Here is a 14,957-nt window from a genome sequence, read left to right on the forward strand (position 1 = left end):
GCCACCCTCGTCCGGCCAGCTACTTCGCGCACTTCGTCGGATACACCGTGTCTTTCTCGGGAATGACCGTAATGTCCTTCAGAATGGCGAAGGGATATTTGGGCGAGTAGGTCGTGTAGCCCCAAACCAGAGCTTCGAACACCTGATGGTCAGCCGGGCGCATCCACTTCCGCCCCTCAGGTGCCTCAAAGACCATGCCGCCATCCGCCTCAAACGCGGCCTTGATCGCATCAGGATCGGTGGAACCCGCCTTCTCAATCGCTTTGGCGAGCATGTAGACCCCGGCGTAGGCTTCCTCAGCGTTGTAGCTGGGATACTCGCCCCAGCGCTCACGGTATGCCTTGACAAATGCCTTGTTCCTCGCGGTGTCGGGGTAGAGGAACCAGTATCGTGCTGAGAGGAGCATTCCCTCGGGCGCATCTTTGCCCAGAGGCCCAATCGATTGCAGCGCAGCGCCCACCGGGTTGACATAGAGCTTAACGCGGTCGAAGAAGCCGAAGTTCTTCGCTTGGCGGACGAACGTGACAAAATCCCCCGCCCAAAGCGTCGAGAACACGGCCTCGGGTCGGGCCCTAAGCAGGGCTGTGATGTAGCTGGTGTAGTCTGACGAACCGAACTTTGGCCACTGTACGCTTACTACCTCCACGTCGGGACGCAGCTCTTTGAGGCGATTGATGAAGTCCTCCCATGACACGTGGCCGAACTCGTAGTCGGGTCCGATGTTAGCCCAACGCTTGTAGGGGAGCTTGGCCGCCAACGCGGCCGCCGACCAAGAGTCCATCCTGGCGTTGTTTGAAGTGCGGAACACGTAAGGGTGACAACCCTCGGTAAGGCGTGGCGTCGCAGCGTGGGTGACGACGAGGGGAACCCTGTACTCATCTGTGAGAGGGGCGACAGCAAGGGAAACCGAGCTCGAGTCGATGCCAAAGAGGAAGTCTACCTTCTGTTCCAAGATAAGGCGCTTGGCTTCCCGAACAGCTACATCGGGTTTGGCTTGACTGTCAACCAGAATCAGCTTTAGCTGGCGTCCGAGCACCCCGCCCCGAGCGTTAATTTCGTCGACGGCGAGCTGTATCCCCTCCTTGCTCGCTTTCCCATACGAGGCAAAGTTCCCGCTCAGAATGTTGAGGGCCCCGATTTTAATCGGCCCGCTCGCACTACCCTGAGCAGAAGCCAGACCCAGCGCCAGAACCAGCCCAAGCCCTACTACCCAAAACCGCTTCATACCGCACCTCCCTCCTTTCATCACCAGGCAGTCCACCCGCCATCGATGGCGTAGGCTGCCCCGGTAACAAACCCCGCCTCTTCCGCAACCAGGAACGCCACCACCTCAGCGATTTCTTCCGGGTTGGCCATACGGCCCAGTGGTGTGCGCTCCTCAATAAAACGCCTGAGTCCTTCGTGCTCACGGATACCCGCTGTGAGATCGGTGACAACCCACCCCGGGGCAACGAGGTTCACACGAATTCGATGCGGAGCCCAGTCCACTGCCAGGGCCCGAGCAACACCCAGCAATCCCGACTTAGAAGCCGTGTATGCCGCGAGGCGCTGCCCGCCCACCAGGCTCAGAACCGAGCCAATAAAAACGATTGCCCCCGGACGACCCGCCTCAATTAGGGGCCGAGCAAAAACCTGGGCGGCAACAAAAGCGCCGGTAAGGTTGACTGCCAGGACCCGGTCCCAGGTCTCCAAAGGAATCTTCTCTGCAGAAGTGAAGACAGGGCTTATTCCTGCGTTATAAACGAGAATATCCGGCTCACCGAGGTCCTCACAAAGCCTTGCAAAGACTTCAGGTATACGCGCACGTTCAACAACGTCGAGCCCGTATCCGAGAACTTCGGCACCCGCATCACGGCTCACCTCATGCGCGACGACGCGCGCACGAGTCTCGTCGCGCCCGGTAAGCCCCACTCGTGCGCCTAAGCGTGCAAGACGAACAGCCACTGCGCGCCCAATCCCACGTGTACCTCCGACGACCCAGGCCGTCTTTCCGTTCAGATTCACGAGACCCTCACCACCCGCTTGGCTTTGAAAGCGGTACGTTCGAGCGTGCCGGGGGGCACAAGACGGACTGCAGGGGTAACCAGGCACTGCTCACGCAACGCTTTCCGAACTGCCGCTGTCAGTCGGTCCTCTTCCTCAGGGGCCATCGGACGGGCCAGCTCCGCCACTACGGTGACTTCAGCTGTCCGCCCTTCATTCGACTTAACCTCAATACGATACTCCGGTGAAAGCTCTGGGAACGCGCGAACCGCTTGTTCAACCTGCACGGGGTAGAACTTGGCCCCTTTGTAGATGATCATGTCGTCGGTGCGGCCCAAAATCCCGCCAGGACTGCGGGCGTGGGTCCTTCCACAGGCGCAGGGTTCCACATCAAGCACAGCAATGTCGTTCGTCCAGTAACGAACCATGGGCGACCCTTCACGAGTTAGGTGAGTTATAACCAGCGCCCCCGGCTTTCCAGGAGGGAGGGGCTCCTTGGTCTCGGGGTCAAGAATCTCGATGAGATAATGGTCTTCCGCCCAGTGGAGGCCGGCTTTTTCGGTGCATTCAGCGGCAAACGTAGGTCCGAGTTCGGCAAGGCCGTAGTAGTCGTAGGCGTCGATACCAAGCCCTTCCTCGAGCCGGCGCCGCGTCGCAGGATTTTCGGTCCCGGCCTCACCACCAAACGCGCCAAGGCGAAGCGCAAGCGCCTCTGGTGGAATGCCCCTCTCCGCGAGCACTTCCGCCAAGTACACCCCGAAGGAGGGGGTGGCCGTGAAGGCGGTAGGTTTCAGACGAAGTAGAAAATCGATTTGACGATCGGTATAGCCTGCGCCAATGGGGATGACGAAGGCACCAATACGCTGAGCAGCATAGTGTACTGCCATTCCCGCAACCCAAAGGCCATAACTGAATCCGTTTTGGATCGCATCCCCTGGCCGAATCCCATAGCCCCACAGGGTACGTGCAGTGACATCCGCAATGGTCTCTACGTCCTTCTCAGTCCAAACGGTTCCCACTGGAATGCCTGTCGTGCCACTGGAGGGATGGAACTCACGCCAATCCCGTCTTGGGGCGGCCGTATACCGGCCAAGTGGAGGATGCCTGGTCTGCTCTTCCCTCAGCTCGTCCTTAGTAACGAGAGGAAGCTTCGTGATGTCTTCAAGATGGCGAACGTCTTCCGGCTTCACACCAGCCGCGTCCCACTTCTGCCGGTAGAACGGGCTCGTATGGTACAAGCGCTGAAGCTGGGCCTTGAGCCGCTCCAGCTGCAATGCCGTCAGGGCACGGCGATCAAGCGTTTCTATCTCTGAATCCCAATAGGGCCGATACATACGCCACGACCTTCTTCCCTCGGTTGCAGTACGACGCCTTTGGATTACCACCAGTTTAGCGGCAATGGCTGTTGGTGTCAATCACGCACGCTGGCGTTCACTCCATCCGTCCACGTGAACTGCCTGTGGTATACTTTGTTCAAATGTCCAAACCGAAGGGCCAGACCATCACCCTCTATACCCTGAGTGAGCTCGCCCGCCACACTGGCGTTACGCGTCGCACGGTGCAGTACTATGCCGAAATCGGCCTCCTGGAGCCCGGGGCGGTGACCAAAGGGGGGCGTAAGCTCTATACTGACTTCGCGGCCTACCTCGTTCGGGACATTCTCGACCTGAAGCAACTCGGTTTTTCGCTTGAAGAGATCAAGAAAATCATGGCCCTTAAGAAGGCCATTTTCTACCCGGACGGCACCTACCGTGAGGATTGGACGCGCGAGGAAATTCCGCTGTCCGATGCGGAGCTTGAGTCAATCCGGACAAAAACCGGCCTGGTGCTGGAAACCATCCAGCGCCAATCTACAATGATTTCTCGTTTCTACAAATTCCTCAACAAGCACTTTGGCCGGCCGTCCCAGCGGGAGGCGAAGGAAGATGATCGACTTCAGTCTGGGTGAGGAGCTTGAGGCTTTGAAGGCTCGGGTGCGGGAGTTCGTCGACAAGGAGGTCATCCCGCTGGAATCAAGGGTCGCGCGCGATCACCGGCAGCTTGAGCACGTCCGCTCAGCGCTACAAGCAAAAGCCAAGGAGTGGGGCATTTTCCTTCCGCACCTTCCGAAAGAGCTGGGTGGCATGGGGCTTAGCTGGCGCGCAACCGCGGTGGTGCTCGAGGAAGCAGGCCGAAGCTTGCTCGGACCGCAAGCCCTCAACGCCGCAGCGCCCGATGAAGGAAACATGCACCTTTTGTGGCACGTAGCCAGCGAGGAGCAAAAACGGCGCTACCTATTTCCCCTCGCCCGCGGTGAAATCCGCTCGGCGTTTGCCATGACCGAACCCATGGGAGCGGGAGCCGACCCGACACTTCTACGAACCCGCGCAGAACGCCGAAACGGCAAGTGGATTCTTAACGGGCGAAAGTGGTTCTCCACCGGGGCAGAGGGGGCTGCGTTTTTCATTGTGCTCGCGCTCGCTCCCGAGGGGCCGACGATGTTTCTGGTGGACGCAAGTAACCCCGGCATCCGCCTCCTGCGCAGCATCCCCACAATGGACCACATGATGCCCGGAGGCCACGGGGATCTCGTACTCGAAAACTGTGAAGTTGATGATGGCGCTGTGCTCGGCGAAGTAGGTAAGGGTTTCGAGTACGCCCAACTCCGCCTTGACCCAGCCCGCCTCACCCACTGCATGCGCTGGCTTGGCGTCGCGGTACGCGCTATGGAACTCACGAACAAGTATCTCCGGGAGCGCGAATCATTTGGCAAGAAGCTTGGCGAGCACCAGGGCGTTCAGTGGATGATCGCAGACAGCTACATTGAAATCCACGCTGCGCGCCTCATGATCTGGCACGCCGCCTGGAAGCTTGACCGGGGCGAGCGGGTACGCCATGAGGCTTCCATGACCAAGGTGTTCGTTGCCGAGACGGTCAACCGCGTCATCGACAGGGCACTCCAACTTACCGGGGGCCTGGGGGTGTCTGAAGATATCCCCTTAAGCATCTTCTTCCGCGAAGCCCGTCCTTTCCGAATCTACGATGGACCGAGTGAGGTGCACCGAACTTCCATCGGCAAGCGCGTCTACTATCGGGAGCTCCGGCCTTGACGAACACGGGAATCGTACCGGCCCTTTCCCGGGCACTATCTGACTTATTTGGCGGCCCTGTTCACATTGAAGCAGCCCGCCTCCTTCCAGGCGGCGCCTCAAAAGAAGCCTGGGCTGTTGACGCGCATGGACCTGACGGGCCGCTCCGCCTGCTCGTTCGGCGGGCAGCCGGAGGGGTTATCTACTCGGAAACGCTCTCGCTCTACGAGGAGTACCAGGTTCTGCAGGCCGCCTGGCAAGCAGGCGTAAGGGTGCCGCGACCGTACGGCCACCTGCCTGACCTCGAGGGCCGTGAAGCCTTTGTCATGGAACGCCTCGAAGGCGAGAGCATTGGGCGGCGCGTGGTGACACGACCTGAACTCGCCAGCGCCAGACAGCGCCTTCCTGAACAAATGGCTGAGGAGCTGGCCAAGATCCACGCGATACCCCATGAGCTCGTATCTTTCCTTCCTGGTGCTGCAAAGGCGCCGGCAGCAGATCGGGTAATTTCAAAGCTTTACCAGGAACTTGACGCACTTGAGGAGCCGCACCCTGCTATTGAACTCGGCCTTCTGTGGCTTCGGGAGCGCGAGGTACGGGCCCACGGAATCGTCGTAAGCCATGGAGACTTTCGCGTTGGCAATCTCATGGTCAACGAAAAAGGCCTGGTGGGGGTCCTGGACTGGGAGTTCGCTCATTTCAGTGATCCTGTAGAGGACCTGGCCTGGCCTTTAGTGCGTGCCTGGCGGTTTGGCAAAGACCAGCTCCGGCTCGGTGGTGTCGGCGAGATCGAACCCTACCTGGACCGCTATAACGCGGAAACCGGTCGGAATGTGGGGCTTGAGGAACTCTTCTACTGGGAAGTCGTGGGCAACGTCAAGTGGGCCATTGGCGCGCTCACCCAGGCCCGCCGGCATCTCCGAGGAGAAGAGCGTAGCGTTGAGCTGGCTATCCTGGGCCGCCTTGCAGCTGAAGTAGAGTACGAGATCCTCAGCCTGATCGAAAGGGGGCGTTATTAAATGCAAGATCGACCCACCGCCGCCGAACTTTTGGAAGCGGTAAGGGAGTTTCTCGAAGGAGAAATCCTTCCACTCATAAACGACCCCAGACTCCGGTTTCGCACGCGCGTTTCCATGAATGCCCTGACAATCCTCATGAGAGAGCAAGCCCTCGAAGAGCAAGCAATGCGCGCCGAGTATGCCAGGCTCACGGTGCTATTGGATGAGGAAGCCGCGCCAAGCGATACGCTCGAAGGCCTTCGAAAACAACTAACCGCACTGAACCAGGAGCTCGCCAAACGCATCCGTGCCCGAAACGTTCCCGGGGGGGCAATGGCGCACATTAAGAGAACGATTAGTGACAAGCTGAAGGTGGCCAGCCCTGCTTACCTTGAACGCGTACAATGAGGCGCCGTATTTACCTAATGCGACACGCCGATGTGGCGTACTTTGACGCGAGCGGAAAGCCTCTTCCCCCGGATTCGGTGGGGCTCACGCCTGAAGGCGCTCGTCAAGCAGCAGCCGCGAGGGACCTACTAAGCGCCGTGAGTTTCGACCGCGCCATTACGAGCGGGCTGCGCCGCACTCTTGAAACAGCGCACATCGTACTCGAGGGGCGGGATGCTCCAGAGCTTGAAGCCTGGATCGAACTGCAGGAGATTCGGGGCGGGAGACTAAGGGACATCCCTGACGAAGAACTCGAGGAGGCTTTTCTAGGAGCCTTTCGAGGGGCGGTGCCGCTCGAACGCCGATTTCTAGGCGGCGAGACTTTTGCCTCGTTGGTGGACCGGGTGCTTCCCGCCTTCAACCGGCTCCTCAACGACACCTCATGGGATACTGCGCTCCTGGTTCTTCATGGCGGAGTAAACCGGGCAATCCTCTCCTACGCGCTCACCGGCAAGCGCCTTTTCTTCGGCGGAATCGAACAAGCAGCAGCCTGCATCAATATCCTTGACGTTGGAGAAGACCTTGTGATTCGGGCTGTCAACATCAAGCCCTATGATCTCCTCCATAGCTCCGGGCGAAACACCACCATGGAGGCGTACTACGCTCAATATCGAAAGTATCGAAAGCGCTAACCGACAAAACCTCCGACACCAAGAGACCTTACCTCCACCCGGACTCCAAGAAGCTGGCCCGGCTCAAGCGGCCGGGGTACCGGGCGGCCCAAGCGGCTCAGCCACACTTTCGTTCTTAATGCTATTCTCGCTTATCCTACGCGGAAGCCCGAGTCAACGAATGGGCTCCTACTGCGGTGACCCTTCTGCTTACCCCCTAGCGCCCCCAGGAGCGGCCGGGAGTCAGGTGTGTTCAGCGTCCGCGGCGCGCCGCTTCTAGCCCTGCCCAATCGAGGGAGTTACAGCAAATATCGTGTGGCTTGCGTTCGGCGCAGGGGCATTTCGCCCTATCCACTCTGAGTGAGCCGGAAGGTGGGGTGTCTCATGCGCAGGCAGCGAAATGAAGAGCCTACGCTCACGTCTACTCAAGCTCAAAAGAAGGGGGAGCCCGCCTCCGCGACTGACTTCACGACGGCAACCGGGTCGCCCGAGCAACACTCTGCGCAACCTGCTCCCTGTCCCCCAACTGGGGCTTTGCGTGAACGCTGTGTTGGGGCTGCGCAGCCTGGACTACTACAAGAGGAGGCCCCACCGGGCCCCAAATGGCCTGCCCCCCTGGAGTTCCTGGCTAAGATGCATGAGGAGCCGGTCCCGGTGGGCCTCAAATGCGTTGCCAATTACAGAATTTGACGTTCGTAGGCAGCCAGACTAGAATCGGGCTGAACGATCGATTCGGGTGATGAGGCTCACCCTAAACCGCCGTCCTGGCTAATAGCCTCTACGGAGAAGCAACTTCTCTGTAGAGGGCCTTTTCTTTGGATCCGCAAGAGGAGTGCTACCATGGCTTTCAGCAGCATTCTCCGCGACAAAAATGGCCCTCACTTCGAAACGACCAGACAGCCTGCCTTCTTTCCTGACCTGAACCTGGATCAAGTCGTTGGTGCCATCACCGAGCTTCATCAAGAGTACAGCCTGGATCCGTTTTTCTGGACTCCCCTACGCGATGCTCAAACCATCCGTTATAGACAAGAGGTCTTCCGGGATTTGGAAAACGAAACCCTTGTAAGGGGCATCAAAGCGTTTGCGGAAAGAATGATTTTGGTGCGCCGTTATCTGGCAATGGCGGAAAAACTGGACTTTGACTATCACAAAAAAGGGTGGATCTTGGAATCGGCTCGGGCCTACTGCGATGCTATCGCGGCTCTGGCCCGTCATCTGGCCAATGCCCCTATCCGTTCACTTGGTCTCCGAGCATTCCGGGAATATCTGAAGGGCTATGTCGATTCACCACTGTTCCAGTCCCTAGCAGCCGATAGTCAACAGGTCAAGCATGCCTTATCCGAGGTCAAGTACTGCGTGATCGTCGAGGGCGGCAAGTTCAAGGTCAAGCGGAACGAGGGAGAAGCGGAGTACAGCCTGGAGGTTGAAAAGACCTTTGAGAAGTTTAGGCAAAGCGATGCGGCAGATTACCTGGTGAAGTTCCCGGAAAGAACGGGCATGAATCACATTGAAGCCAAAATCTTGGAGTTCGTCGCCAGGCTATATCCTGAACCCTTCGCCGCTCTAGACCGCTTCTGTGCACGCCATATGCCATTTTTCGATGACACCATCAGGGCCTTCGACCGCGAGATCCAGTTCTACTTGGCTTACCTGGACTTTATCGCCGACCTCAAACAGCGGGGGCTGCCGTTTTGTTATCCAGAAGTCAGCGCCACAAGCAAGGCAGTCTACGTGCGCGATGGGTTCGACCTAGCCCTGGCCAATGCCAAGCGCTACAGCAACCAGCCCCTCGTACTCAACGACCTTTTCCTCAAGGGCCCGGAGCGCATTCTCGTCGTCACGGGGCCCAATCAGGGGGGCAAAACAACCTTCGCCCGCATGTTTGGGCAACTGCATTATCTCGCGAGCCTGGGATGTCCTGTTCCAGCTCGGGAGGCCCGCCTCTTTTTGTTTGACCACATCTTCACGCATTTCGAAAGGGAAGAAGACATCCGTAATTTGCGCGGGAAACTGGAAGACGACTTGATCCGCATTCGTGACATGCTTGCCCGAGCTACCCCTGATAGCATCTTCATCCTCAACGAGATCTTCACCTCTACAACCATTCAAGACGCGCTCTTTCTGAGCAAGGAAATCATGGCCCGGCTGATAGATCTAGATGCCCTAAGCGTCTGGGTGACCTTCCTAGATGAACTATCGTCCCTGAATGAAAGGACCGTCAGCATGGTGGCGCTGGTTAACCCGAGCGATCCCACAATACGTACCTTCAAAATCGTGCGCCGACCTGCCGACGGATTGGCCTATGCCCTTTCGCTAGCTCGCAAGCATGGCCTGACCTACGAACAGATCAAGGAGAGGCTGCCATGATGAAAGTCTATCTACTGTACCCGGAACGAGATTTCAGTGCATCGAAGCCATTACCACCCAACGCAGCAGACTTAACACAAGATTTGGCATTGAACACGTTATTCGAAGCCATGGCCCAGGGGGATGAATTCCTATTTCAGGTCGGGCAACAAGTCGTGCTATCGAGCCTGGATGACATCACCACTATCACCTACCGCCAGGAAATTCTGCGAGACTGTCTACAGCACCCGGATGTCGTCAGGCAAATCTACCAAGTTCCCCTGGAATTCCTGGCGCGAAAGCGCAAACAGTGGCTTTGGGTTTCGCCGCGCCATTCCAGCCCCAGCTCTATCCTGAGCAGCGCCCGGCAATTGCTTGAAGCCTCCCTCGACCTGTTACACCGACTGCGACAGATTGCCGACGAAAACGTCTCCATCTTTGGCTCGCGCGGGTTTCGGCGGTTCTTCGCAATGATTCAGCAGGAACTTAACGATGAATACCTTGCCATCGTGAGGCGACACCTCCGGCTACTCCGCTTTCCTCAGGGTGTCCTGCTCCGCGCGCAACTGGGACGAGGCAATGAAGGAACCGGCTACGTGCTCTGCAAACCCAACGACGCGGGCCAGAGTTGGTTTCAACGCATCTTCTCACGGTCACCGGCTTATTCTTATTCCCTTCCCCCCCGCGATGATGCCGGGGCACGGGTTCTGGGCGAGCTACGCGATAGGGGTGTTGCCCGGGCAGCCAATGCGGTTGCCCGGGCAGCCGAACATGTAGAGAGCTTTTTCAACATGCTGCGATGGGAACTGGCGTTTTACATGGGCTGCTTGAACCTTTACGAGCAATTAACAGCTTTGGGGAAGCCTGTTGCATTTCCCCAGCCCGAGCCTGCGGACGCGCGGCGCTTTTCGTGCGCGGGTCTCTACGACCCTACCCTGGCATTGGCTATGGGCAAGCCGGTGGTGGACAACAACATCTCTGCCAACGGGAAGTCGCTGGTGGTCATCACGGGACCGAACCGGGGAGGCAAAACCACCTTCTTACGCAGCGTGGGCCTGGCCCAATTGATGATGCAGAGCGGCATGTTCGTCGCCGCCGAATCGTTCTCAGCCAATCTGTGTACCGGTCTATTCACACACTTCAGGAGAAACGAAGACAAGAGCCTGCAGAGCGGCAAACTCGAGGAGGAACTCAAGCGAATGAGCACGATTGTTGACCATCTCAAGCCTAACGCTTTGATCTTATTGAACGAGTCCTTTGCAGCCACCAACGAACGCGAAGGCTCGGAGATTGCCAGACAGATCGTTAGCGCCTTGCTCGACAAGAAGATCAAGGTCTTCTATGTTACCTTCTTGCACGAATTCGCCTTTCATTTTTACGAAAGAGCAGCGGATAACACCGTTTTCCTGCGCGCAGAGCGACTGCCCGGCGGAACCCGCACGTTCAAGCTTAAGAAGGCCAGGCCCCTTGAGATAAGTTATGGGGCTGACCTGTATCGCAAGGTATTCCAGCCCGAAACTGCTTCCGACACAAGCAAATCACGATGAACCCCCGTTTCGGTTCTTCACTCGGGTGCTATTCACACCGCCACACTGACCGGGTAGCGTTGCAAATCTTGTGTAAGCCCACCTAAGTCTTGTGTAAGCCCACCTAAGCGAAAGGGGGTACCTGTGAGAGAGACAAGAGGTACCCCATGCAGGAGTTTAGTATGGACCGATGTACTGCCCCTCTATTTTTGGACCACTTTCCGCCCGCTATCGGTCAGTCCCCCGCCCCCCTTTAAGAACTTCTCCGCGAACGCCTCCGGCGTCAGATACCCCAGGGCCGAATGGGGCCGCTTGCGGTTGTAAACATCCAGAACGAACGACTCAATGGAGGCCCGGGCCTCGGCGAGCGATCCGTACTCCCTGAGGTCCACCCATTCCTCCTTTACGGTGCGGATCAGCCTTTCCACGTGTCCGTTCTCCCACGCCCGGCCGACCCCCGCGTAGCTCAGGGCCACCCCGAGTTCGAGCAGCCGCGCCACGTACCGCCGGGACGTGCAGGGCACCCCCTGGTCCGAATGGTGAATCTCCGGCCTGCCTCCTTCCAGGGCCATGTCCAAAGCGGAAAGGGTCAGGTGTTCGGTGATCCTGGGCCCGAGGGCGAACCCCACCACCCTCCGGGTCAAAAGGTCCATGACCAGCGCCAGGTAAGCAAAGCCCTCGCCCGTGCGCACGTAGCTCAGGTCGGCCACCCACACCTGGTTCACTCGGGTGAGGCGAAACCCCTTCAGCCGGTTGGGAATCCCGGCTTCCCCCAGGCTCAGGGTAGTCCTTGGCTTTGCAACCTGCCTGGGAACCAGCAGACCCTCCTGGCGCATCAGAGAGCGCACCTTCTTGTCGCCCACCGAAAACCCCTCTCCCCGGAGCAGGACCCCGAGCCGGCGGTACCCGTACCGGGGCCAGGCCCGGGCCAAGGCTTTAAGGCGCTCCCGTAAGGGCTCATCCTCCCTGGCCTTGGGGCGGTAATACAGGCTGCTCCGGGGAACGTCCAGGACCCGGGCCAAAAGGCGCAGGGGGTAGCGACCCCTGAGGGCGTTCACCAGACCCCGCCTTTCCTTTGCCGGTAGATGCTGGAGGCTTTTTTTAAGACCTCCAGCTCCAGGGCCATCTGCCCGACCAGCCGCTCAAGCTCGTGGATACGGGCCTCTTGTTCTTTACAGGTCGAGCCGAAGACCAGGTGGGCATCGTCCAGGAACTTCCTCTGCCATCGGTAGTAGACGGACTCCGAGACCCCGTATGTCCGGCAGGCGTCCGTCACCGTCCGCTGGCCGGTGAGCACCTCAAGGACGATCCTGGCTTTCTCCTTTGCCGTCCATTTGCCCATGTTCGCTCCCCCGCAGATTACCCGAAGACCCTGTCTTGCCGGGTGGTCCAAATTTGGGGTAGCACTTCAAGTGTGCACTCATCCTAACCGGGCCATAAAGGGCGCTCCCGAACTCCGACCGAGTCCACAGGTAGCCCGCGAGGCCAGCAAGGAGCCCCTCCGGGCGGCCCCCAAGCAAGGGCAGGGACGTACCCGGTGAGCCACTCCCAGGCCCACTCCCGGTCGCTGAAGCCCCTTGGTAAAGGACGGGAAGGACCCCCACCGCGACCTGGCTCCGCAGTCTCACCAGGTTCTTAAGGGGCCCTGGGCTCTCTTTCTTTCAACTACCCACGTCTCCCCTACCGCGCGGACTGCATCGCCAGCGCCTCGAAGCGACGGCTCAGGGTTGCCTCGAGGGCCCCGGCGAGAGTGAGGGGTCGGACACGATGACCTCCCCGTTGTGGGCGAACACGTTTACCTCACTGCCGGGGTCAGCCCGCGGCATTCGGCGGCAGGGCCGCTTCGGAAATCGCACACAGTGAAATCCCGGCTGGCGTTCTCGTGCCGATCATCCTCGACAGGAGACACCACCCGCTGGGGACGCTGGCGCTCTGTTCAACGCGTCACCGGCACGACAGCCGATCCGAAGCGCCCGAAGCACCTCTAAACTTCTTGTCCCGCACCTGGGGCTGGCCAGGGCCAGGCCCGGTACCGGCCGAACATCGCTTGATAAAGGCGCCAACCCAGGATTCGAGCTCCGGTTTGACACCGGCTCTGACAGGGGTTAATATCCAGGGTATGAGCAAAAATGGACCGGCGGTCCATATAGCGGAACGTTCTGCATCCGGCGCCAAGGTCAACAGCATCGAGCGGGCAATCCAGATCCTCCAGGCATTCAGCTACGAGGAGCCGGCGCTCGGCCTGTCGGAGCTGGCAAGAAGGACCTCGCTGCCCAAGAGCACCGTCCACCGAACCCTCAAGACCTTGAAACGAAACCGCCTCATCGTCCAGCTCGAGGACGGTCGCTACGCTATCGGCATCCGCCTCTTCGAGCTCGGAAGCCTGGCCTACGCCAACCTGGGCGTCCGCTCGGTGGCCCAGCCATATATCCGGGCCCTCACCGAAAGTACGGGTGAAACCGTCCACCTCGGCATTCTCGACGAGTACGAGGTGGTGTCCATCGAGCAGGCGCTGAGCCCCCACACCCTGAGGGCCGAGATCTATATCGGCAAACGCGCCCCCCTCTACTGCACCGCTGTTGGGAAGATTCTCGCCGCGTACCAGGACGATACCTGGATCGCCGGGTACCTTGACAGGCCTTTCGAGAAGCACACCCCCAACACCATTACCGAGCACGCTGCGCTCGAGCGTGAACTGCGAAAGGTACGGGAGAACGGCTATGCCATCGATAACGAAGAGCACAACGTCGGCATCCGCTGCATCGCCGTCCCCGTTTTTAACCACAGCGGCAAGGTCGTGGCCTCGCTGAGCATTTCCGGGCCTGCGGTGCGCGTCCGTCCGGAAAAGGACGACGAACACCTGGCTCAGCTTGCCAAAACCGCGAGCGAAATCTCCCAGGTGCTGGGCTTTCGCGGTCGGTTTCCGGTATCGGCGGTATCCCCGCAACGGGGTTTGTGAAGGAGGTGCAAATGGCATCGGCGGCGCTCATTCAAAGGTATGGCCGGGTACTCGTTCCACTCGTGACACCCTTCGATGACGAGGGAAACATTCTGTACGACGAGCTCCAGGCTCTGGTCGATTACATCATCCGGCGGGGCTACGCGGACTCGCTAATCGTGACCGGATCGACCGGTGAGTTCTACACCATGACCGACCAGGAGCGACTTCAGGTCTGGGAAGCGGTCAAGGAAGCCGGCGGCGGACGGATGCCGCTCATCGTGGGGACGGGGGCGGCGTACACGCGGCAGGCTGTTCGTTTGACGCAGGAGGCCGAACGACGCGGCTTCGAACTGGCAATGGTCGTGACTCCCTACTACTCGAGGCCCACCCAAGAGGAGATCTACCTGCACTACAAGACCATCGCCGAAAACACCGGGCTCCCGATCATGCTGTACAACATTCCCCTCTTCACGGGTGTCAACCTGGAAGCCCCGACGCTCGAGCGGCTTCTCGAATTCAGCAACATCGTCGCCATCAAGGAAGAAGCGGGCATCAACCCCACGCAATCGACGGACTTCGTCTTGGCGGCTGAAGCCGCGGGCAGAAGCGACTTCACCGTTTATTGCGGGGACGACACCATGGTGCTCCAGGTGCTCAGCCAGGGCGGCGTGGGCGTCGTGAGCGGAGGGAGCCAAGTGGTCGGGAGGATGATGAAGCGCCTGATCGAGCTCTATTACAGCGGCGACAACGCCCAGGCCGAACGCCTGTACCTCAAGATGTTCCCCTTCTTCAAGGCTCTGGTCCAAAACGGCAGGGTCAGCCCGTTCCCGATTTTGCGGGCGGCCATCGAAATGAGTTCGGGCATCAAAATCGGTCCCCCGCGACTGCCCTTGAAACCGGCCACGGAGGAAGAGCGGGAGGTCGTCCGTCGTGTGCTCCAGGACCTCTCGGAATGGGTCGCCGGGTGAATGCCCCTCCCCAGCACACCGCTCCCGGAACCAACCGCAGGAATCGACAGGAAGCAGGTGAGAGGAGGT

At 59.3% G+C, this 14,957-nt stretch carries 13 protein-coding genes and 1 riboswitch; of the genes, 9 read left to right on the forward strand and 4 right to left on the reverse strand.

Annotation, left to right across the window (positions count from 1 at the left end):
* Positions 1-19: 19 nt before the first annotated feature.
* From ACZ5BT_RS00245 to ACZ5BT_RS00255, 3 genes are read right to left on the reverse strand one after another with little or no spacing between them, the layout of a single operon-like run.
* Positions 20-1,225 carry an ABC transporter substrate-binding protein gene (locus tag ACZ5BT_RS00245; RefSeq protein WP_464883720.1) on the reverse strand — a complete coding sequence of 402 codons (1,206 nt, stop codon included), beginning with the start codon at positions 1,223-1,225 and terminating at the stop codon, positions 20-22.
* 20 nt (positions 1,226-1,245) lie between these two features.
* Positions 1,246-2,004, reverse strand: a complete 759-nt coding sequence (locus ACZ5BT_RS00250; RefSeq protein ID WP_464883721.1) for an SDR family NAD(P)-dependent oxidoreductase — start codon at positions 2,002-2,004, stop codon at positions 1,246-1,248.
* A complete protein-coding gene (locus ACZ5BT_RS00255; protein WP_464883722.1) occupies positions 2,001-3,317 on the reverse strand; it encodes a phenylacetate--CoA ligase family protein in 1,317 nt (438 codons plus the stop codon). The genes ACZ5BT_RS00250 and ACZ5BT_RS00255 overlap by 4 nt, the downstream gene beginning before the upstream one ends.
* A 143-nt stretch (positions 3,318-3,460) precedes the next feature.
* Here ACZ5BT_RS00255 and ACZ5BT_RS00260 point away from each other — a divergent pair, with 143 nt between their 5' ends.
* The 7 genes from ACZ5BT_RS00260 to ACZ5BT_RS00290 all read left to right on the forward strand — a co-directional run bounded on the left by ACZ5BT_RS00260 (position 3,461) and on the right by ACZ5BT_RS00290 (position 11,000).
* Positions 3,461-3,931, forward strand: coding sequence for a MerR family transcriptional regulator (locus ACZ5BT_RS00260; RefSeq protein ID WP_464883723.1), 471 nt, complete (start codon positions 3,461-3,463; stop codon positions 3,929-3,931).
* Complete coding sequence (locus ACZ5BT_RS00265; RefSeq protein ID WP_464883759.1) at positions 3,912-5,072, forward strand: acyl-CoA dehydrogenase family protein; 1,161 nt, start codon at positions 3,912-3,914, stop codon at positions 5,070-5,072. The genes ACZ5BT_RS00260 and ACZ5BT_RS00265 overlap by 20 nt, the downstream gene beginning before the upstream one ends.
* Positions 5,069-6,070, forward strand: coding sequence for a phosphotransferase family protein (locus tag ACZ5BT_RS00270; RefSeq protein WP_464883724.1), 1,002 nt, complete (start codon positions 5,069-5,071; stop codon positions 6,068-6,070). The genes ACZ5BT_RS00265 and ACZ5BT_RS00270 overlap by 4 nt, the downstream gene beginning before the upstream one ends.
* Positions 6,071-6,457 (forward strand): DUF6285 domain-containing protein, encoded by a 387-nt coding sequence (locus ACZ5BT_RS00275; protein ID WP_464883725.1) that lies wholly within the window; start codon positions 6,071-6,073, stop codon positions 6,455-6,457.
* Positions 6,454-7,128: a histidine phosphatase family protein gene (locus ACZ5BT_RS00280; RefSeq protein ID WP_464883726.1), complete on the forward strand. Its 675-nt coding sequence runs from the start codon at positions 6,454-6,456 to the stop codon at positions 7,126-7,128. The genes ACZ5BT_RS00275 and ACZ5BT_RS00280 overlap by 4 nt, the downstream gene beginning before the upstream one ends.
* Before the next feature lie 705 nt (positions 7,129-7,833).
* Positions 7,834-7,895: riboswitch (Fluoride riboswitch) on the forward strand.
* Between the two features lie 52 nt (positions 7,896-7,947).
* Positions 7,948-9,474, forward strand: coding sequence for a MutS-related protein (locus ACZ5BT_RS00285; protein ID WP_464883727.1), 1,527 nt, complete (start codon positions 7,948-7,950; stop codon positions 9,472-9,474).
* Positions 9,474-11,000: a MutS-related protein gene (locus ACZ5BT_RS00290; RefSeq protein ID WP_464883760.1), complete on the forward strand. Its 1,527-nt coding sequence runs from the start codon at positions 9,474-9,476 to the stop codon at positions 10,998-11,000. Before ACZ5BT_RS00285 ends, ACZ5BT_RS00290 begins: the two co-directional genes overlap by 1 nt.
* A gap of 182 nt (positions 11,001-11,182) precedes the next feature.
* Here the strand turns inward: ACZ5BT_RS00290 and ACZ5BT_RS00295 are convergent.
* Positions 11,183-12,321, reverse strand: a protein-coding gene (locus tag ACZ5BT_RS00295; protein ID WP_464883728.1) for an IS3 family transposase whose coding sequence is annotated in 2 segments (ribosomal slippage) — positions 11,183-12,087 and positions 12,087-12,321 — 1,140 coding nt in all. Because the reading frame shifts where the segments join, the coding sequence is not laid out codon by codon here.
* A gap of 777 nt (positions 12,322-13,098) precedes the next feature.
* Here ACZ5BT_RS00295 and ACZ5BT_RS00300 point away from each other — a divergent pair.
* A complete protein-coding gene (locus ACZ5BT_RS00300) occupies positions 13,099-13,938 on the forward strand; it encodes an IclR family transcriptional regulator (RefSeq protein ID WP_464883729.1) in 840 nt (279 codons plus the stop codon).
* A gap of 11 nt (positions 13,939-13,949) precedes the next feature.
* On the forward strand, positions 13,950-14,888 hold the full coding sequence (dapA, locus tag ACZ5BT_RS00305; RefSeq protein ID WP_464883730.1) for a 4-hydroxy-tetrahydrodipicolinate synthase: 939 nt from the start codon (positions 13,950-13,952) through the stop codon (positions 14,886-14,888).
* The last annotated feature ends 69 nt before the right edge of the window (positions 14,889-14,957 follow it).

The organism is Vulcanithermus mediatlanticus (assembly GCF_055385885.1).